This is a genomic window from Chryseobacterium sp. Chry.R1 (assembly GCF_039645525.1).
Taxonomy (GTDB): Bacteria; Bacteroidota; Bacteroidia; order Flavobacteriales; family Weeksellaceae; genus Chryseobacterium; species Chryseobacterium proteolyticum.
Genome location: NZ_CP151793.1, coordinates 3,651,384 through 3,671,612, shown reverse-complemented (window position 1 = coordinate 3,671,612; position 20,229 = coordinate 3,651,384). Strand labels below are relative to the sequence as shown.

Genomic DNA, 20,229 nt, shown 5'->3' with positions numbered 1-20,229 from the left:
GAGTTTTATGTTTAAATTTTAATGTAATTATAAACAAATAAAGTTGTTTTTTAATTAAATGAATAGGACTTGAACTAAAAGCATCTGGAATGTCTTACAATGAAATATAAGAATGGTTTTTATATTAAAATGTGAATTAACTAAAAGAAAGAAAAAAAACTAAAGCACGATAATTTCTATTAAATTTGTATTTGTCTCTATTTGAGACAATAATTACATTGTAACAAATAATTATTTCCAAAATCCCGAAGTATGACCTATTCGATAAGAAATCTGATTATAGTATTCCTTTCATTAATTCCGTTTGTGTCTTTTTCACAAAGGATCAAGCAAAGTATTAATACTTCCTGGCAATTTCACAGAGGAGCTGAAAAAGATGATAATAAAAAAGGATATTGGGAGCAGGTAAATATTCCCCATACATGGAATGCTGAAGATGTTATGGATGATGAACCCGGGTACTATCGGGGAATAGGATGGTACCAGAAAGAATTGTACATTCCTGAGGGTTGGAAGGATAAAAACATATACCTCTATTTTGAAGGGGCCAGCCAGGTTGCAGAAGTATTTGTAAATGGTAAAAGGGCGGGGGTACATCGAGGATCTTATCTTGCATTTAGTTTCAATATTACCGGCCTTTTAAACGAAGGAAAAAATACAATCAGGGTAAAAGTGGATAACAGCCATGATCCTGATATTCCCCCGCTTGGAGGAGATTTCAGCGTATATGGTGGTATTTACCGGGATGTCTATCTCATTGCAGTAGATAAAAACCATTTCGATATGGATAATTATGCAAGTAGCGGTGTATTTATTTCTACTCCTTCCGTAAGTGAAGAATCTGCCAGTGTTCAGATCAGGGGGAAAGTTTCTGTCAGCAAAAAGTTTAAAATTACAACAACCATTTATGATAAAGAAGGCAAAGAGGTTGTCGTTTCTGAAACGTATCCTGATAAGGATGGAAGCTTTACGGTTCAGGTAAAAAACATCAAAAAACCAAATTTATGGAGTCCTGAAAATCCTTACATGTATAAAGTTGTGAATGTATTGAGAGATGCAAAAAATGAGATCGTATATGACGAGGTGGTCAATCCTTTAGGCTTTAGATGGTATCATTTCGATGCTGAAAAAGGATTTTACCTGAACGGTAAACCCTATAAAATTATGGGAGCGAGCAGGCATCAGGATTTTAAAGGCATGGGATCTGCTCTTTCCGACGCCTTGCATATCAATGATGTGCAATGGCTGAAGGATATGGGTGGAAATTTTTTAAGGGTTTCTCATTATCCCCAGGATCCTGCTGTTATGGAAGCATGTGATCGCCTTGGAATATTAACTGCTGTGGAAACGCCGGGTAACAATCAGATCACCGAAAGTGAAGGCTACACTCATAATATGCTCGATATGCAACGTGAAATGATACGGCAGAATTATAATCATCCCAGTGTAATTATATGGAGCTATATGAATGAAGTTCTTATTCAGCCCTTGTATAAGGACAAAACACCGGAAAGAGAAAAGTATTGGAAAAATCTTCATGAGCTTGCTCTGAAAATGGAAAATCTCTGCCAAGATGAAGATAAGGAAAGATATACTATGATTGCATTTCACGGAGATTTCGATTTGTACAAAAAAGTTGGACTTATCGATATACCTAAAATTGCGGGATGGAATTTATATCAGGGATGGTATGGAGGGAAATTCGGAGACTTTGAAACTTTTGTTTTAAAGCATCATAAAGAATTTCCTTTAAAACCTTTGATTATTTCCGAGTTCGGAGCAGATTCAGATTACCGGCTTCACAGTTTCAGCCCTGTAATTTTTGATAAAACCCAGGAATATGCTAATCTTTATCATGAATCCTATCTTAAGATCATTAAAAAATACGCCTTCATTGCAGGTGCAATTGTATGGAATCTTGCAGAGTTTGGAAACGAAAGCCGTCAGGAAGCCGTTCCTCATATTAACAACAAAGGATTACTTACGACGGACCGAAAACCAAAAGACAGCTATTTCATATACAAAGCAGCATTGGCTCAACAGCCTTTTGTGAAAATTGGAGGCTCGGACTGGTTGTACCGGGCACAGCAGGCGGACCCCGGAAGTAATACAGAAGCCACTCAACCGGTAACAGTGTATAGCAATCAGAAAGAAGTGAAGCTTTGGAATAACGGACAATTGATTGGCATACAAAATGTGAAAGACGGGAAAGCTGTCTTTGCATGCAGTTTTAAAAATGGACTTAACACCCTCAAAGCTGTTACGGACAGAGGTGACGAAGATCTTATAGCCATTGATTTTCATGTAATTGCCAATCAGTTGAAAAATACGGAAAATACATTTACAACTTTAAATGTAAGTTTGGGAGATCAGAGAATGTTTGAAGATGAAGTAACGAAAGAAAGCTGGGTGCCTGAGCAGGAGTATAAACCGGGAAGCTGGGGATATGTAGGCGGAAAAGTGTATCGGGAAGATGAGAAAAGTGAAAAGTACGGTTCAAGAAGAAATATACTGGGAACTGCTTATGATGCAATGTATGAAACGCAGCGTGTTGGTCTGAAAAGCTTTAAAGCTGATGTCCCTGACGGACTTTACGAAATTACACTGCACTTTGCGGAGCTCCTTAGCCCTACGGAACAGGAAAAGCTGGTGTATAACCTTGAAAGCAATACCCGGTCAGAAAATAAGTTGGGACATACCCGGAAATTTGATGTTTCCCTGAATGGTTTTATTTTTCTTGAAAATCTTTCAGACGATAATCATCTTGCTCCTATTACAGCATACAGTACAAAAACCACTATTTTGGTAAATAGAGGACAGGGAATAACAGTTGGTTTTATTCCTCATGAAGGCGAAGCCATTTTAAATGGAATACAGCTTAGGAAGATATTTTAGTATCAAAATAGAGGATTTGGATAAGGCTGGGTACAGGTAAAAAAAATAAACTTATTACTATATTTTTCTAACTTTAAATCGGATTATTCGTAAAGCCTTACCACCAAAAAACCAATAATTATGAAATATCAATTTTCGCTGATGCTTTTTTTACTGTTCTTTTCACTGGGTTTTAGCCAGGAAGGTTCGCAGCTAAATGTAGGTGTGGAAAATACAACAATAAAAAAGGAAGCAGATGAATATTTTTCATCTCTTACAGCTATAACGCAGTTTAATGGAAATGTTATAATTGCAAAAAATGGAGTGGTGCTTCTCAATAAAACATACAATTTACAAAACGGACCTAAGGATATGCTGATCAATAGAAACAGTACATTTATTATTGCTTCTGTTTCAAAGGTTTTTGTAAAATATGGAATCCTGAAATTGGTAGAACAGAACAAAATATCGCTTAACGATCATTTGTCAAAGTTTTTGTCTGGTTTTCCGGAAGGAGAAAAAATCACCATCCGGCATCTTATGCAGCATCAGTCTGGCTTACCAAGGGAAATTACAGATTATGAAAAGTTTGATAAATTATCCGGTGACCAGATCATTGAATTGGCTAAAAAGGAAAAACTTTTATTTGAACCCGGATCCCAGACATTATACTCCAATATTGGATTTTTATTATTGCATAACATTATTAACAAAGTAGCTTCTGAGGGTTATCTAAAATTCATAAAAAAAGAAATATTTGACCCTATTGGTCTTCACAATACCAATGAATATAATGGTAAGAGTCCGGTTAAAAATTTTGTGAATGGATTTGATATAGAAGATGGGAAAATAATTAAAGCTTCTGCAAAGGAACTCGATCGGTTTGAAACCGGCAATTACGCCTCAACGATTGATGATCTTTTCCATTTCTCCCAAGAAGGTTTTAATGGTAAACATCTTCAAAAAGATCTTATTAAAGAATTGTTTGACGAAAATGATGTATTGGCACAAGCTGGCGGCAGACCTGGATACCGGGCTTATTTTTATAAAAACCGGAAAACCGGATTTGATTTCATTTTTCTAAGCAACTACACCGGAGTTCCTTTTCAACAGGTGACGCAAGATATCGTGAAGATATTTGAAGGAAAAGCATACCATGTTCCTCGAGCAATAAAAAGACAAAAGATTAGTCTATCTGAAAATGTAATGAAGCGGTATGAAGGAAAATACATTCTCGAAATCGACCAATCTCAATATTTAGTCATTACCATTAAGGAGGGAAAATTGTACATTACTAACAAAGATGGCGAGGCCTCAGAAGGTGTCCCTGATTCTGAATTTACATTCTTTTTTGATCCTGCCTCAAATGACGGACTGATATTTACCTTAAACAAAGATACAGGAGTTTATGAACTCGAGATGATATCGGATGGATTACATCTTAAAACTAAAAAGGTAAATTGATTAAATTCTAAAAAAATCCACAACTTCAATGTTGTGGATTTTCTTTTTAAATAAGAGTAGTACTTACCTTGATATTACCGTGTATTGCCTTAGAATAGGGGCAGGTCTGATGAGCGAGTTCTGTTAATTGCTGTGCAATCTCTCTTTCCAAACCAGGAAGAGCAATAGAAAGCCGGGCCTGTAAAAGGAAGTCTTCCCCATTCATTCCCAGATCTACTTCGGCATCCACATAAGTCTCAGAAGGGATTAGTACTCCCAATTTTTTGGCAGCAAGACCTAAAGCTCCGATATAGCAGGCGGACCATCCTGCAGCAAATAACTGTTCCGGATTTGTCCCCGCCATTTTTGATCCCGGAGGAGATAATAACAGATCCAGATTTCCATCATCACTTTTAGCGTTGCCTTGTCGTCCTCCCGTAGTTTTTGTTTTCGCAGTATAGAGCACTTTTACTATTTCTGCTGTTTTTTGATCATTGTTCATGAGTGTAAATTTTAGTTAATGATTGTTGAAATACTTTGCAAAGAAAGTCTGAATCTTCTTCGGTTACCAGCTTCATAAGGGTGAAACAGACATTTTGGAGGATGAGGCGGGCAAATAGGATCTGGGATATTTTTCAGGGGTTTTAGGAAGAACAATTTTGAAGGATATACTATGATTAGAGCAGAAAATAATGATCAGAATAAGTAATCAAAAAGCGGGTGTAGATTTTAAGTTTTGAAATGACCGGTTTATCGTTCATTTAGTCTTATTGGTCCTGATGATGATTGATCTGCGATGAGCAGCACAATACATTTGCCGAAAAAATAATTAAAAAATCAACTTCTTAAAATCAAAACAATGGAAACAAAAGCAAACAATTTAAAAACGACTATTACTGCAGGTGTATTTATGTTATTATCAGCAACATCTTTTGCACAGAATACAACAAAAGAAACTGAAACCATCCGCCCTTACCATGTACGTATTCCCAAAACTGCCATCAAAGAACTTCGCCAGCGGATCAATGCGACCAGATGGCCAGGTAAAGAGACAGTAACAGACCAGTCACAAGGAGTAAGACTGAACCAGATTCAGGATCTTGTAAAATACTGGGGAAATAGTTATGACTGTCATAAGGCGGAAAATAAACTAAATGCCTATCCACAGTATATAACTAAAATAGATGGGTTGGATATTCATTTCATTCATGTACGGTCGAAATATAAAAATGCAATGCCTTTGATTATTACGCATGGTTGGCCAGGGTCTGTATTTGAAGAATTAAAAGCCATTGAACCTCTTACAGATCCTGTAAAATATGGTGGAAAAGCTGAAGACGCTTTTGATGTAATAATTCCTTCTATGCCTGGTTACGGGTTTTCAGAAAAACCAAAAACAACAGGTTGGGGTGTTGAAAGGATAGGCAAAAGCTGGGATGTTCTGATGAAACGTCTGGGTTATCATCATTATGTAGCCCAGGGAGGAGATTGGGGTGCGGTTATTGCCGATGCGATGGGCCGTCAGGCTCCGGAAGGGCTTCTGGGAATCCATGTCAATATGCCTGCAACTGTGCCTGCAGAAATAGCTGATATTCTAAAAGCGGGAGGCCCGGCACCTGAAAGTTTGTCAGAAAAAGAAAAAGCAGCTTTTGCCTCATTGAATAAATTATATACCCGCGGCGGTGGTTATGCTGCAATGATGGTAACACGTCCTCAGACACTTGGTTATGGACTAACAGATTCACCGGCAGGACTAGCCTCTTTTTTCCTGGATAAATTCAATGAGTGGACATACAGTGGTGGAAATGCTGAAAAATCCCTGACGAAAGATGAGATGCTTGATGATATCAGTTTATATTGGTTCACGGATACCGCTGTTTCATCTGCACAACTATACTGGGAAAATAATAATAACAATTTTAATGTCGTAGAGCAGAAAACAAGAGACATCAAAGTGCCTGTAGCCATTACTGTATTTCCCGGAGAAATTTATCAGGCTCCCAAAACATGGGCAGAAAAGGCATATCCTAACCTGATGTATTTTAATGAAGTTACAAAAGGAGGACACTTTGCATCCTGGGAAGAGCCCCAGATTTTTGCACAGGAACTCCGGTCGGCATTTAAGCCTTTAAGAAAATAAATGGGATAAAACAGAAACAAAAAAATCCACAGCTTCAGAAAGCTGTGGATTTATATATAGTTGTTATGTTTACATTATTGGTGATATTGCATTCGTGTAAAGGCCTCTTTTCCGAAAAGGCATGAAAAAATATTCTGAAACTCATGAATGTATCTGCACCGGATTGAGTTGCCGTAGATCTTTAAACCTTCTACGATTTTTTTTGGGCTCAGATCGATGTCATATTTAATAAACTCTTCCGGTCGCTCATACCGGATGCGTTGTTCAGAACTGTATGTTCTTGAAAAACCGAATTCTTCCAACCATTCTTCAGTGATCTGGATTGGATTGATGGCATCAGCCGGGGCAGAGATACTTTGGATATCATTTTCAATTTTTACAAAATAATCTTTTGCATTATTTTGGAAGATCTCTGTGATTGTGAAAGTTTGATTTTTGTACTCAACTAAATTTCTAATCTTTAAGTCTGCAACGTTCATAATATTTAGTGTTAAGGAGGTTATTAAAAATGATGTGTGTTAATAAATAGAGTTGCAAATACTATGCCTGACAGAATATATTTTATTTAAATATATGTTAATGTATTAGGTTAATATTTATGGATTATAAAATATTACTTGAAATAAATGATTTTTACTTACGATACTTTGTGGATATTGTTAAATTTTAACGATGTAAGCAGAAAGGCTGTAAGTATAGCTACAATAAGGAATATGATAAAATAACTCCACGAAGTGCCGTGTAGTAAATAACCGGTGCCACTCCCTAGAATACTGGAACCAAAATAATAAAATAGCCAATACATAGAAGTTGCAGAAGATTTTCCTTCTTTTGCACGGAGCGCTGTCATTTGGCTCGCCATAGTATGGGCCGCAAAAAAAGAAAGTGTAAATAATCCGAGTCCGAAAATGACAATGCAGATATTTTCCGAAAGGAGAAGGATAACACCGGCCATCATGAATAATATAGATCCTTTCAGAATATTCTTCTGTTCCGTACTCTTTGATAAACGGCTGGTAATCATCGTTCCGAACACTCCGAATGTATACATCAAAAATATAAATGCAATATAAAAATGATTGAGCGAGAATGGAGCGGCTTCCAAACGGAATGTAAGATAATTATATACACTTACAAAAGCTCCCATCAACAGCGCCGCAACAAAATACAACCTTAGCATATAAGAGTCTGTAAGGAATCTCTTCATCTGTTTTATTTTAAGGTGATAATCTACTTTTTGCGGATTGAAAAATTTTGATCCGGGAAAAAGCCTCCAGAATAGTAAACCAAGGATAAGGCTCTCGATGCCCATGATCAGGACTGCTTTCTGCCAACCCAATTCTCCTGAAAGAAGTGTCGCCAATATTCTTCCGCTCATTCCTCCTATTGTATTCCCGCTAAGATACATACTGATAGCCAGGGCAACCACAGATGTATGGACCTCCTCGGTGAGATAGGCCAGAGCTACCGCGGACACACCGGAAATCACAAAACCTTTTAGAATGCCAATGAATATCAATACGGTAAGACTTGGAATCCATGCCGAAATAATAGTGAGAACAGCTGAAGACAGAAGGGAAAATGCCATTAATCCCTTTCTTGAATAGCTGTCTGCATTAAAAGCAAAGAAAAAAAGGCCTGCTGCCATTCCTATTGTAGAAGAAGAAACGAGCAAAGAGCTGTCTCCTACGGTCGTATGGAAATGATCTGCTACCAAAGGAAGCAATGGCTGGAAAAGATAAAGTTGGGCAAATACAGATAATCCGGAAAGAAAAATACATAATTTAATGTAATGAAAACGTTTGCTTTTTCTTTCTGCTTTTTCAGATAAGTTCATGGGATACATATTCCTTTACTTAATAACCATAAAGGATTATACAAATTTCCAGATAAATTTTCAATTTGAAAAACGTTTATTTTTGATAATATAAATCGTTATAAGCGATCATGAAAAATATATTCTTCACACTCTGATTAAAAAAGCTCTTTTTTAAATTTGAATATCTTCTAAATAATATCAACGGACCAAGGAATTCTTATCATCAACAGTGATTTCTGTTTTACGGTTTTAAAAACGATGAAATAGAAACAAATGTTAGATTTTTTAAGGAATGACCTCTTGTAAACGTTTTATAAATTCAATTTTTTTTTGGATTAAAAGTCAGCAAATCATTATCATTGTATTTCTAAACATGATAAAATGATTGAAAATTTCCCCTTTTATCTGTCACTTATTGTTGCTATCGTATTACTTATAATGCTGGCCAATAAAATAAAGGTGGCTTATCCTGTTCTTTTGGTAATTGCAGGATTACTGATTAGTTTTATTCCCGGTATTCCCGCCATAAAGGTGGATCCGGAACTTATCTTTATCATTTTTCTTCCACCCTTGCTTTATGAAGCAGCCTGGTCTATTTCCTGGAAGGAATTATGGAAATGGCGGCGCATTATCGGAAGTTTTGCCTTCGTTGTTGTTTTTCTTACTGCAATTTCCGTCGCTTTTGTAGCGAATTATTTCATACCCGGATTTTCTTTGGCATTAGGCTTTTTGCTGGGAGGAATTGTTTCTCCGCCGGATGCTGTAAGTGCAGGTGCCATTCTTAAATTTGTGAAAGTTCCTAAAAGGATGTCATCAATCCTGGAAGGAGAGAGCCTTTTAAACGATGCTTCTTCTCTTATTATATTACGTTTTGCAATGGTAGCTGTAGCTACCGGACAATTTGTATGGCATGAAGCGGCGTTAAGCTTTTCCTGGATGGTTGTAGGAGGACTCGGAATCGGCCTGGTCATAGGATGGATTTTCATGGAGTGCCATAAATATCTGCCTACAGATGCCAACATGGATACCATTCTTACAATTGTAGCTCCTTACATCATGTACATCTGTGCTGAAGAAGTGCACAGTTCCGGTGTACTTGCGGTAGTGAGCGGCGGCCTGCTACTCTCTAATCACAGGCATCGTGTATTAAGTGCTTCATCACGTTTACGGGGAATCAATGTTTGGGAAAGTTTCGCCTTTATATTAAACGGTTTGGTGTTTGTGCTGATCGGATTAGACCTTCCTGAAATTACTTCAGGACTGGAAGGAGTAAGTCTATCTGCAGCAATAGGATATGGCCTTTTAATAACGGGTGTGTTAATTGTTGTCCGGATTTTGTCTGCTTACGGAGCCGTGATCATTACTCTTATTGCCAGGAATTATATTACGGTAGCGGATAAGAGAAGCCCCGGATTCAAAGCTCCATTAATCATGGGATGGACGGGAATGCGTGGGGTCGTTTCTTTAGCGGCAGCACTTTCAATACCCATTAAGTTATACCCTGGTGGTCCTGATTTTCCTCAGCGGAACCTGATTTTATTTATTACTTTCATTGTTATATTGACCACATTACTGCTTCAGGGTCTGACCCTGCCTTTTATAATCAGAAAAGTAAATATGCCCTCCTTTAATGATCATCTTCCGGATGAAGAAGCCGATGAACAGATTAAAAGAGAAATGGCTCAATATACGCTTGAACATATCACGAATAATTATGGAGAAATGTTGAAGACAAGTCCTTTCTTACAAAACATACATGACAAGTGGCAGGGAAAAATAGGAGATGATGCTCAGATCAGGATTTCTCCGGAAGTTAAATCTGCATACATGGATATCCTAAACCAACAACGGACCTGGCTGGTAGATCAGAATCATGGTGACCGCTATGATGAAGACATTATCAGAAAGCATCTGATGAGAATTGATCTTGAAGAAGAAAGAATAAGATATACCCATTAATCAATCTATGTTCAATGAGGAAAGAAGCCTCTGCAAATATTCGTTTTCCTTTAATACCTTTTGATAGGACTGCCTCGCGTAAGAAGGTGAAAGCTTATACACTTCCGTGATGGTGTGAAACTCTTCGGTTTCAATATCTTGACTGAGGTGAACGGAGTAATCGCTAATATATTTATCAATGATTCTTTTCTTCATTTCACATAAAGTACAATTCCTTATTTTCTGCAGAGAATTTAATATAAGGGATTTATCTCCATGGAAATTAATGATATTTTTCACAAATGATAAATTATGCTTATCCTGCAATTGGTAGTGTGGTTCATCTTCAAAAATCATAATCTGGCAATAGTTTTTAAATTGTTTAGAATTTTTTAAACCAATTTTATCATTTGTATTTAAATTTTTCACTTCAAAAACCTGACCAAAATACCTGAATCGTGTTGTAAAAATATTTTTGTAGAATTTTTTATTGAAATATGTATAACTATTTCGAGATTTCCAATAATATCTATATTAATGTAGAACTATTTCTACATATTGTGACTTTTTATTCTATGCAATTTATTTTAATAAAAAATAAGGGAATCTTATTTTTGCTACACTGCTTTTATAATCCCGATAAGGTTCATTTTAGAAGGATAACTTTATTAATTATAAGCATAACAATATTTAACATACTTTTAAAAGTACAAATGCTTAAGGCTGGGAACCTCTTATATTAAAGAGATTTTCAGCCTTATCTTTTTATTCAATAAAATAAATTTTCTGATTAAATATATCCACAAGAACTCCATTATTGTAATATGTAATTAACGGGTTGTTTATTAATTGTTTATGTGTTTCTTAGAGAGAAAAAGTGCCTTTGCTTTGGTCCCTTTTTTGATGATTATCAGCAAACACAACACAATGATGAAAGAAAAATTTAAGCATTTGCTTGGAAAAACACGTCGTGAAATAGTAGAAGAAATAGGTGATGGTTTTAATTTTCCGCATAATGAAATCTGGACCTATGAGGTAGGGAAAACCTGGATTGGAAGAAGAATTATTTTATCGATCAGGTTCAAGAATAAAAAAGCATCAGAGATTGCTTTTTACAAAAGCTTCAAAAAATGCTAGCATTTACCCCTTGTTTTAGTTCCCATTTGTTACTACTTATTTTGTGAAATTTATAAAAAAAATGAGAAGTAAAAATATCATTAAAACAAATAATAATTCACACTTTGAGGTATTTTAATAAGACCTTGATTTAATTTTTTTTTAAATTTTAAAAAATGGGTTAATCGATTATTTTTTTCTGAACATATTTTCTCCCGGAATTACCTATGGATAAAGGCTTTAACGCTTTTATATGGTCTGTTTTTTGATGTTTTAAGCGTCAAAACACAATAATGAAAAAAGAACTATTTATTAATTTAATTGGTAAGACTCGCTATGAAATAGGACAAGTATTAGGATATGGGTACAATTGCTTTGGTAATGAGGTTTGGATATATGAAGTGGGGAGGACCTGGATAGGAAGAAGAATTATTTTATCTATTAAATTTACGAATGGGAAAGCATCAGAAATCTCTATATTTAGATGCTTTAAGAGAAGATAGCTTTTGGCTTTACCAGATAGCTGTATAAGCTGTCTGTTTTTGCTTATATCCCAATGAAAAACCTCCCAAAAATGGGAGGTATTAAAAAATTGACTGTATATTGAAATGTAACTCAATCGTTATTGATGATTGTCAAGCCATTGTAAACGACGTTCATCAGGTAAATGCTTAACTTTAAAGTTTTCGAAAACAGCATTAAATCCTGCTCCGTCAGGACATGCAGCCATTAACCCGACCATCACCGGAGTATTGTCCTGTAGATGGGCATTGCGCATCATGATGTAATTTTTATCGTCGTAAGAATAAAATACTTCTACTGCATCCAGTCTCCTTACTGCCTTTATCCATATTGCTGAAGGGATTTTATCCAGGGTAATGACACTCCAGTCGCTCGTCGTATGAGTAACGACCGTACTTAGATTATACTTTCCGTCTACAAATTCGATCCCTGCTTTGATATAGTTTTCTTTATCCACCCTCAGCATCAAACCCATCTGATCAAACCTGGCCTTGTAGTTTCCGTTTATTTTTACTTTAGCTTCAAATTCACCACCATAAGTGGTATAATAAAAAGGCGCATCATCTACTGTAAAGCCGTAATGAGAAATTCTCCAATAATCACTTTGCGGAGTTACAAACATAGACAATGTATTGCCCTTAATCTCCCATTTTTCAGGTTCATTAAACCATATCATTTTTTCTAATGTCTGAGCGAAAGTTGTATTGATAAACAATAGGGTGCAAAAACTTAAAATGATTCTCCTCATAACGCAAAATATCTTTTCATATCAATATATAACTGAATGTAAATTATTAATTTAGCAAAAGTAAAACTTAACAATAGCATCATCAATACTGATAAATAACCATTTTATGAAGATTGTAGAAACATTGAATGAAACATTGCTGATTAAAGGGATAAATAAAAGCAATGAATGTTTATTAGATATTGATGTGTATAAAAACATAGCTCGTGTGTATACCCAAATGGAAAACACCATCTCTGTATTAAGTGATATGCAGGAAAACAGAAGCTACGTTTATAAATCCGATACTGCCCTGGAACTTGGATTGGAAAGGGAGATAGAGCCACTAATCATAGATTCCATCTGGGAAGAGGAAATCCTGAAGAGAATACATCCTGATGATAAGGTCAAAAAATACATTCATGAACTGAGATTTTTCAAGCTGATGGATTCTTTTAAACCGGAAGAAAGAACCCATTATAACGTTTTATCCAGAATAAGGATGAAAGATAAGAATGGGGAATATGTCTTTGTGCAGCACCGTATGTTTTATTTCTATTCTCCTTACAATAACAAACTGAGATTTGCCCTCTGTCTTTATAATATCGCTATTGATCAGTCTATACTTTTACCTCCGGACTTTCTGATCATTAATTCAATAAAGGGGAAGATTGTTGCGGAGGATAAACTCAATTACAGAAACATTTTATCGCAGAGAGAAATGGAAATTTTAAAATATGTAGGAGAGGGTTTTACCAGTAAGGAAATTGCAGACTTACTTTTTATTAGTGTAAATACAGTAAGCCGTCACAGGCAAAATATCCTTGAAAAGCTGAAAGTAAAAAATTCAATACAGGCATTCAATGACAGCTTTCATTGATTAATGAAGGCTAATCTTCCGAAAAGTTCACCATAAACTTGCGTAATATCTTTTTAAATTGGTATTTTTAGTAAAACACATAACGATACTTATATGAAAAAAGACGTAAGAAATTTGAAGAGGGGAGAAGAAATCACCAATAGTTATATGGTATTCTTAGATAGGCATATTCAGGATGTTATTTCCGGCAATATATCTGAATTTATGGAAGTGAATGAGATTGCGGACAGCCTGGCTGTTTCTCACACCCACCTTACAGATACGGTAAAGAAAGAAACCGGGAACCATCCTTGTTATTTTTATGATACTAAAATCGTAGAGCAGATACAGGTAATGCTTGCACAAAGCGATTTTTCAATTGCTGAAATAGCCAGAATATTTACTTATGATCCCTCCAACTTTTCAAAATTTTTTAAAAAATTTACAGGAATTACACCTGGAGAATACAGAAAAAGAACAAAGACAAAAGTTCCAAAAAGTTCACCATAAAAAAACTATTCCTAATGCTCACATTTGTAAGACATAACTAATTAAAAAGAAACATAATTATGTCAAAAAATGATTTAAAAGGAAAAGTGGTTTTAATCGCTGGAGGAGGAAAAAATCTTGGTGGATTATTAAGCAGAGATTTTGCCTCAAAAGGAGCAAAGCTTGCTATTCACTACAACAGTGAAAGTTCAAAAGCAGAAAGTGAAAAGACTTTAAATGAAGTTAAAGCGTTGGGAGCGGAAGCTTTTCTGTTTCAGGGAGATCTTACAAAAGTTGAAAACATCACAAGATTATTCGACGAAACGATAAAAAATTTCGGTGGAATTGACATTGCGATCAATACTGTAGGTATGGTTCTTAAGAAACCTTTTGTGGAAACGACAGAAGCAGAATATGATTCTATGTTTAACATCAACTCCAAAGTGGCATATTTCTTTATTCAGGAAGCTGGAAAGAAATTAAATGATCACGGGAAAATATGTACGATCGTTACATCATTGCTGGCTGCTTATACAGGATTGTATTCCACATATGCAGGAGCAAAAGCCCCGGTAGAACACTTTACCAGAATGGCTTCCAAAGAATTTGGTGATCGTGGTATTTCTGTAACAGCTGTTGCGCCGGGACCAATGGATACTCCGTTCTTTTATGGACAGGAAAGTGATGATGCTGTTAATTATCATAAATCTGCTTCTGCTTTAGGTGGGCTAACAGATATAAAAGATATTGCACCTCTTGTAGAGTTTTTGGTAAGTGACGGATGGTGGATTACGGGTCAGACCATATTTGCAAACGGAGGATACACAACAAGGTAGATCTCTTATTCAACCGATAAAAAAGGTGATTGTTTTATGCAATCACCTTTTTCTTTTTCTTCAGTATGTCTCTGTATTTAGCCTATAAATGTTATAATTAATTATTATAAATGGATTTTGTTGTAAAATTATTTGATTTTTAAGTGGTAAGATCGAAATATGGTATTTATAATAAATTTTAGATGAAAATTAAAATCAAGAAGAGTGAATTATTTATATATTTGCCTGCTAAACAACTAATAATATAAAGGATGAGTATCGATTTTACAACAGCGACATTTAAGGATTTTGAAAATATTCCTGATTATGATATCGCTCAGAGGGCAGAATATTTTTACGAATTCCTGGATCACATGAAAACCAGGGGACACATGAATTATAGACTGAAAAATACTTCAGCAGCTGATGCAGTTTTAAATATCAGCATTGCAGATCGCAATAAGGAGTATGTAAGTTTTGTATCAAGTGATTATTTAGGGTTTACACAACACCCGAAAGTAAAGCAGGCAGCTATTGAAGGAATTGAAAAATATGGTACGGGTACAGGAGCCTCACCGCTTATTGGGGGGTACTTTGATTATCATAATATTTTGGAAAAAAAAATCTCTGCCTTTTTTGGGAGGAATGAAGACGAAGTAGTCTTGTTTACTACCGGATATGCAGCTAATAGTGCAACTTTACAGATTTTAATGCAGAAGGAAGATATTGCTATACTGGACATGGGAGTACATGCAAGCGTACATGAAGGATGTGCTTTTACCAATAAAAAAACATTTCCTCACAATAATTTGGAAGCTTTGGAACATATTTTGAAGATGTCTGAGAGTATGTACCGTACAAAGCTCGTTATCATTGACGGAGTCTACTCTCAGGAGGGTGATACTTCACGGGCCAAGGAAATATATGATCTTGTGAAAAAATACAATGCCTATCTTATGATAGATGATGCCCATGGTGTTGGAGTTTTGGGAAAAACAGGAAGAGGAGCTTTAGAGGATGACGGTTTATTGGATAAAGTGGATTTTATAACAGGAACTTCGAGTAAGACTTTCGGTAACCTGGGAGGATATGTTATTGCAAATAAAAAAATAGCATCATTCCTAAAGTTTCAATCGAGACAACATATATTCTCTGTTACAGCGCCACCTTCTTCCGCCGGAATAGTAAAAGCAATTGATCTTGTTGATGAAGAACCCATTTGGAAAGATAAACTGTGGGAAAATATCAATTATCTAAAAACAGGTCTTAATGATCTGGGATTGGATACAGGAATTACCTGTTCTGCTATTATCCCGGTAAAGATTGGAGATCAAAATAAAATGTGGGATATCGGTAGAATATTAATCGAAAACGGAGTTTACACGAATCCTATCATGTATCCGGCCGTAGCGAGAAAAGATGCCCGTATCCGGATGACGGTAACAGCGCGACATGAAAAAGAACATTTAGATAAAACGCTTAATGTCTTTGATGATATTAATAAAAAAATGCATATTGCGAAAAAATAATAATAATTATGCCTAGAAAAGTGGTGCAAGGTCCTATAAGGGACAAAGAAAAAACAAAACAGAAACTGCTTGCTGCAGTGGGTAAAATTCTGAGAGTAAAAGGCTATGCCGGACTGAAAGTAAGTAAAATTGCAGCGGTTGCCGGTTTTGATAAAAAACTTATCTATGAATACTTTGGTAGTACAGATAAGCTTATTGACGAATATATTAAATCTCAGGATTATTGGAGTAAATTCAGCCCGAATATTGAGGAGGAAGTACAGGTTGGAAAAGGTAAAGAAGCCCTTACTCAAGGAATTCTTATGCAATTCGAGAGTCTGAAGAAAAATAAAGAATTACAGAAAATCATTCTGTGGGAACTTTCTGAAAGTAAGCCTATCCTTAAAAATATCTTAAAGCAAAGAGAAGATGTTGGGGCTAATTTATTTGAAAATGTTACAGACCCATATTTCGGAGAAGATGCAACAAGTTTTAGAGCTTTATTGGCTTTAATTGTAGCTGGTGTTTACTATCTTAATCTTTTCCCGGCCTATAACGGAACCGAATTTTGTGGTCTTGATATGAGAACGACTGAAGGAAGAGCCGAGATTGAAAAGGTGATTGTGGAGTTAATAGATAACGCCTACAAGAAAAAAGCTGCTCAGTAAAAATTTTCCTGTTTGATGTGAGATATATTTTTTGTGGATAATTTGAAGACTTTTGACTTTCAAATTAGAACTATATTTCTTATTTTTGACCAATGGAAAATTTTATCGTATCTGCAAGAAAATACCGCCCGCAAGAGTTTGACACTGTTGTTGGACAATCCCATATTACAGATACTTTAGAACATGCAATTGAAGAGAACCAGTTAGCACAGGCTCTACTATTTTGTGGGCCTCGTGGTGTTGGTAAGACAACCTGTGCCAGAATTCTGGCCAGAAAGATCAACGAAAAGGATGGTTCCGTTTCAGAAGACGGTTTTGCTTATAATATTTATGAGCTCGATGCTGCCTCAAACAATTCAGTGGATGATATTCGGGAACTGATCGACCAGGTTCGTTTTGCACCGCAGGTTGGCCAGTATAAGGTATACATTATTGATGAGGTGCACATGCTGTCTTCTGCAGCCTTCAATGCTTTTCTTAAAACACTGGAAGAACCGCCCGCTCACGCAATTTTTATTCTTGCAACAACGGAAAAACATAAGATCATTCCTACGATTTTATCCCGTTGCCAGATATATGATTTCAAAAGGATCGTTATTGAGGATATTCAGGGACATTTGAGAAATATAGCCCAGAAAGAAAATATCCAATATGAAGATGATGCTTTATATCTTATTGCACAGAAAGCAGACGGTGCATTAAGGGATGCCCTTTCGATTTTCGACAGGCTTTCTACATTCTCCCAGAAAAATATTACATTGGCTAAAGCTGCTGAAGTACTTAATATTCTTGATTACGATCAGTATCTCAATATTCTGGACCTGGCTAAAGACAATAAAATTCCTGAAACCCTTTCCGCATTCAATGAAATTGTAAAAAAAGGTTTTGATCCGCACATTTTTATTGCAGGACTTGGAAACCATTGTAGGGACCTCATGATGGCTCAAAATGCTTCAACGATAGATTTAATTGAGGTAGGAGAGAAAACAAAAACTAAATTTGTAGAGCAAAGCCAGAAATGGAATGTTCAGCAATTGATTGATGCCATTGAAATCTGCAACCATGCAGACATCAACTATAAAAATTCCAAAAATCCGAGACTTACTGTAGAAATTGCATTAATGCAATTATGTTCATTGACTGCCCAGGCAGACGTTGCTAAAAAAAAAAGTTTATAATACTGGCTCCGTTTCTTAGTGAGAAACAGGAAATAAAACTTCCCAAACAGGAAAAATCAGAGCCAGTAAAACAGGACAGCATTGAAAAACCTTCGACTCCCATAGGTCATCAGGCTGAACCCACGATAAGAAAAACATCCAAACCTTTATCAAAAGGTATTTCTTCAGGATTCAGCATTAATTCTTTTTTAAATAAAGAGGAAAAAGAAGAAAAGGAAGAAGCTGTTGTTACTAAAGCTGATAATCTTCCCCAGCATCATTTTACCGAAACGGATTTATTAATGGAATGGAATTTATTTTTAAAACAAATCCAATTCAAACAAGCAGTAGTTTTCAATGCTATAAAATCTTTTAAACTGGTTAAAATTGATGAGACAACAGTACAGGTTTTATATCCTTCGGACTCAGCAAAAGCTGAATTTGATAAAATAAGTGGAGAATTTTTCAATCATTTTAAAAGAAAAGTACTTAATTATTCAATTGAAATTGATTATAAAAAAGACGTTCAAAACCTTAAGATAGAGGTGGTTACGAAGAAAAAAATATTCGAAAAGTTCGTTGAGAAAAATCCTTTATTAAAAGATCTTGATGATTTAATGAAGTTTGATTTGACATAATTTTATATCTTTGTCAAATCTTTTTGTTCAAAATGGATTTTTGACAAAAACAAATGATTTAATTGTAAAGCTAAAGAATAGACAATTACAGAATAAAGTGGAAAAATTATTAGTCCCATCTCTGTCTACTTTAAACCTTTTTGGTTTTATACCCGCTGATTATTTTAGCGGTTATTTTAGCTTTTCGGCTACTTATTATAGAAATTTTAGAAGTTATTACCGATTTTACTGGTACTACTAATTAAATTTCTTTCCAAAAAATAGGAATTAACGGATCTTCTCTCATTAATTCCTCATCCCAATAAAAAATTTTTAAACGGCATTTTTTGAAAAGAATTATAAAGAAACTTTATAAGGGAAGAACCGTTTGTGCATTATAATAAATTAAAAATAAGATAAAATAAATTAACAGAATGAATTTAAAAGATTTAAAAAACGATTGGATTAATGAGTTTTCACAGCCATTAATGATTGCCGGGCCATGCAGTGCTGAAAGTGAAGCTCAGATGTTGGAAACTGCCAGAAGGATAAAAGAAACCAATGCGCAGGTGCCTGTTTTCAGGGCAGGTATCTGGAAACCACGTACAAAACCCAATGGATTTGAGGGAGTCGGAGTTATTGGATTAAACTGGTTGAAAAAAGTAAAAGAAGAATACGGCTTCAAAACAGCTACCGAGGTAGCCAACGCACATCACGTTTTTGCCGCTTTGGAAGCAGATGTGGATATTCTTTGGATCGGAGCCCGTTCTACTGTGAATCCATTCACCGTTCAGGAAATTGCAATGGCTTTAAGAGGAACGGATAAACCTGTATTGGTTAAAAATCCTGTAAATCCGGATCTGGCATTATGGATCGGAGCTTTGGAAAGACTTGTAGGGCAGGGGATTCACAATCTGGGAGCTATACACAGAGGTTTCTCTACATACCAGAAAACAAAATACAGAAACAATCCGAACTGGCAGATTGCTCTGGATTTCAAAAGCCAGTTCCCGAACATTCCGATGCTGATTGATCCTTCCCATATTTGCGGAAACAGAACTGGATTGGCAGATATCACCCAGGAGGCAATGAACGTAGGGTACCAGGGAGCTATCATTGAAAGTCACTGTAATCCAGATGAAGCATGGAGCGATGCTTCACAGCAGATTACACCGGAAGTTTTAGCTGAACTTATTGGTAATCTAAAAATGAGAAATGCAGGATTAGCAGGATTTGACGGTGAAATGGGAAGACACAGAACGTTGATTTCTGATCTCGATTTTCAGTTAATTGAGCTTCTTTCCCAAAGGATGAAAATCTCTGAGAAAATTGGTAAGCTTAAAAAAGAGAATGATATCGCTATTTTCCAGCCGGAGCGTTGGAAAGTGATTACCGAATATGCTACTCAAAAAGCAAAAGAAACAGGAATGTCACAGGATTTTATTGAAAAGGTTTTCAAAGCGATACATGAAGAGTCGATTGAAGTACAGAACAATATTATGATTGAGAAATAACAATTATAAAATAATAATTAACG

General features: G+C 35.6%; 19 protein-coding genes. 14 read left to right on the top strand and 5 right to left on the bottom strand.

Annotated features, from left to right (window positions below):
* The first annotated feature begins 252 nt into the window (after positions 1-252).
* Both AAEU33_RS16685 and AAEU33_RS16680 read left to right on the top strand, forming a co-directional pair.
* Positions 253-2,895, top strand: coding sequence for a glycoside hydrolase family 2 TIM barrel-domain containing protein (locus tag AAEU33_RS16685; protein ID WP_345988962.1), 2,643 nt, complete (start codon positions 253-255; stop codon positions 2,893-2,895).
* Between the two features lie 120 nt (positions 2,896-3,015).
* The gene (locus tag AAEU33_RS16680) at positions 3,016-4,338 is read left to right on the top strand and encodes a serine hydrolase domain-containing protein (RefSeq protein ID WP_345988960.1); all 1,323 of its coding nucleotides are present in this window, start codon (positions 3,016-3,018) and stop codon (positions 4,336-4,338) included.
* A gap of 46 nt (positions 4,339-4,384) precedes the next feature.
* Here the strand turns inward: AAEU33_RS16680 and AAEU33_RS16675 are convergent, their stop codons facing one another.
* Positions 4,385-4,819, bottom strand: a complete 435-nt coding sequence (locus AAEU33_RS16675; protein ID WP_273647786.1) for an organic hydroperoxide resistance protein — start codon at positions 4,817-4,819, stop codon at positions 4,385-4,387.
* Positions 4,820-5,176: 357 nt separating this feature from the next.
* Between AAEU33_RS16675 and AAEU33_RS16670 the strand changes: the two genes are divergently transcribed.
* The gene (locus tag AAEU33_RS16670) at positions 5,177-6,457 is read left to right on the top strand and encodes an epoxide hydrolase (protein WP_345988958.1); all 1,281 of its coding nucleotides are present in this window, start codon (positions 5,177-5,179) and stop codon (positions 6,455-6,457) included.
* Between the two features lie 74 nt (positions 6,458-6,531).
* On the opposite strand, the gene AAEU33_RS16665 is transcribed toward AAEU33_RS16670, so the two are convergent.
* Both AAEU33_RS16665 and AAEU33_RS16660 read right to left on the bottom strand, forming a co-directional pair.
* Positions 6,532-6,936, bottom strand: a complete 405-nt coding sequence (locus AAEU33_RS16665; RefSeq protein ID WP_345988956.1) for a hypothetical protein — start codon at positions 6,934-6,936, stop codon at positions 6,532-6,534.
* Between the two features lie 158 nt (positions 6,937-7,094).
* Positions 7,095-8,294, bottom strand: coding sequence for an MFS transporter (locus tag AAEU33_RS16660; protein ID WP_345988954.1), 1,200 nt, complete (start codon positions 8,292-8,294; stop codon positions 7,095-7,097).
* 363 nt (positions 8,295-8,657) lie between these two features.
* On the opposite strand from AAEU33_RS16660, the gene AAEU33_RS16655 reads away from it, so the two are divergent.
* Entirely contained in the window at positions 8,658-10,235 is a 1,578-nt protein-coding gene (locus tag AAEU33_RS16655) for a Na+/H+ antiporter (RefSeq protein ID WP_345988952.1), read from the top strand.
* Here AAEU33_RS16655 and AAEU33_RS16650 read toward each other — a convergent pair whose 3' ends face one another.
* The gene (locus AAEU33_RS16650) at positions 10,236-10,571 is read right to left on the bottom strand and encodes a hypothetical protein (protein WP_345988950.1); all 336 of its coding nucleotides are present in this window, start codon (positions 10,569-10,571) and stop codon (positions 10,236-10,238) included.
* Between the two features lie 570 nt (positions 10,572-11,141).
* Here AAEU33_RS16650 and AAEU33_RS16645 point away from each other — a divergent pair.
* Both AAEU33_RS16645 and AAEU33_RS16640 read left to right on the top strand, forming a co-directional pair.
* A complete protein-coding gene (locus AAEU33_RS16645) occupies positions 11,142-11,351 on the top strand; it encodes a hypothetical protein (RefSeq protein ID WP_345988948.1) in 210 nt (69 codons plus the stop codon).
* A 272-nt stretch (positions 11,352-11,623) separates the two neighbouring features.
* Positions 11,624-11,833, top strand: a complete 210-nt coding sequence (locus tag AAEU33_RS16640; RefSeq protein ID WP_345988946.1) for a hypothetical protein — start codon at positions 11,624-11,626, stop codon at positions 11,831-11,833.
* Between the two features lie 119 nt (positions 11,834-11,952).
* On the opposite strand, the gene AAEU33_RS16635 is transcribed toward AAEU33_RS16640, so the two are convergent.
* Positions 11,953-12,600, bottom strand: a complete 648-nt coding sequence (locus tag AAEU33_RS16635) for a DUF1349 domain-containing protein (RefSeq protein ID WP_345988944.1) — start codon at positions 12,598-12,600, stop codon at positions 11,953-11,955.
* A 106-nt stretch (positions 12,601-12,706) separates the two neighbouring features.
* Here AAEU33_RS16635 and AAEU33_RS16630 point away from each other — a divergent pair, with 106 nt between their 5' ends.
* The 8 genes from AAEU33_RS16630 to AAEU33_RS16595 all read left to right on the top strand — a co-directional run bounded on the left by AAEU33_RS16630 (position 12,707) and on the right by AAEU33_RS16595 (position 20,206).
* Entirely contained in the window at positions 12,707-13,459 is a 753-nt protein-coding gene (locus AAEU33_RS16630; protein ID WP_345988942.1) for a LuxR C-terminal-related transcriptional regulator, read from the top strand.
* 93 nt (positions 13,460-13,552) lie between these two features.
* Positions 13,553-13,948, top strand: a complete 396-nt coding sequence (locus AAEU33_RS16625; protein ID WP_306611964.1) for an AraC family transcriptional regulator — start codon at positions 13,553-13,555, stop codon at positions 13,946-13,948.
* Between the two features lie 59 nt (positions 13,949-14,007).
* Positions 14,008-14,763, top strand: a complete 756-nt coding sequence (locus AAEU33_RS16620) for an SDR family oxidoreductase (protein WP_345988940.1) — start codon at positions 14,008-14,010, stop codon at positions 14,761-14,763.
* Between the two features lie 251 nt (positions 14,764-15,014).
* On the top strand, positions 15,015-16,271 hold the full coding sequence (locus AAEU33_RS16615) for an aminotransferase class I/II-fold pyridoxal phosphate-dependent enzyme (RefSeq protein ID WP_172283369.1): 1,257 nt from the start codon (positions 15,015-15,017) through the stop codon (positions 16,269-16,271).
* Between the two features lie 8 nt (positions 16,272-16,279).
* Complete coding sequence (locus AAEU33_RS16610) at positions 16,280-16,918, top strand: TetR/AcrR family transcriptional regulator (RefSeq protein ID WP_172283368.1); 639 nt, start codon at positions 16,280-16,282, stop codon at positions 16,916-16,918.
* A gap of 92 nt (positions 16,919-17,010) precedes the next feature.
* Positions 17,011-18,096, top strand: a complete 1,086-nt coding sequence (gene dnaX / locus AAEU33_RS16605; RefSeq protein ID WP_172283367.1) for a DNA polymerase III subunit gamma/tau — start codon at positions 17,011-17,013, stop codon at positions 18,094-18,096.
* A 281-nt stretch (positions 18,097-18,377) separates the two neighbouring features.
* Positions 18,378-18,713, top strand: coding sequence for a hypothetical protein (locus AAEU33_RS16600; protein ID WP_172283366.1), 336 nt, complete (start codon positions 18,378-18,380; stop codon positions 18,711-18,713).
* Positions 18,714-19,126: 413 nt separating this feature from the next.
* The gene (locus tag AAEU33_RS16595; RefSeq protein WP_172283365.1) at positions 19,127-20,206 is read left to right on the top strand and encodes a chorismate mutase; all 1,080 of its coding nucleotides are present in this window, start codon (positions 19,127-19,129) and stop codon (positions 20,204-20,206) included.
* Positions 20,207-20,229: the final 23 nt, after the last annotated feature.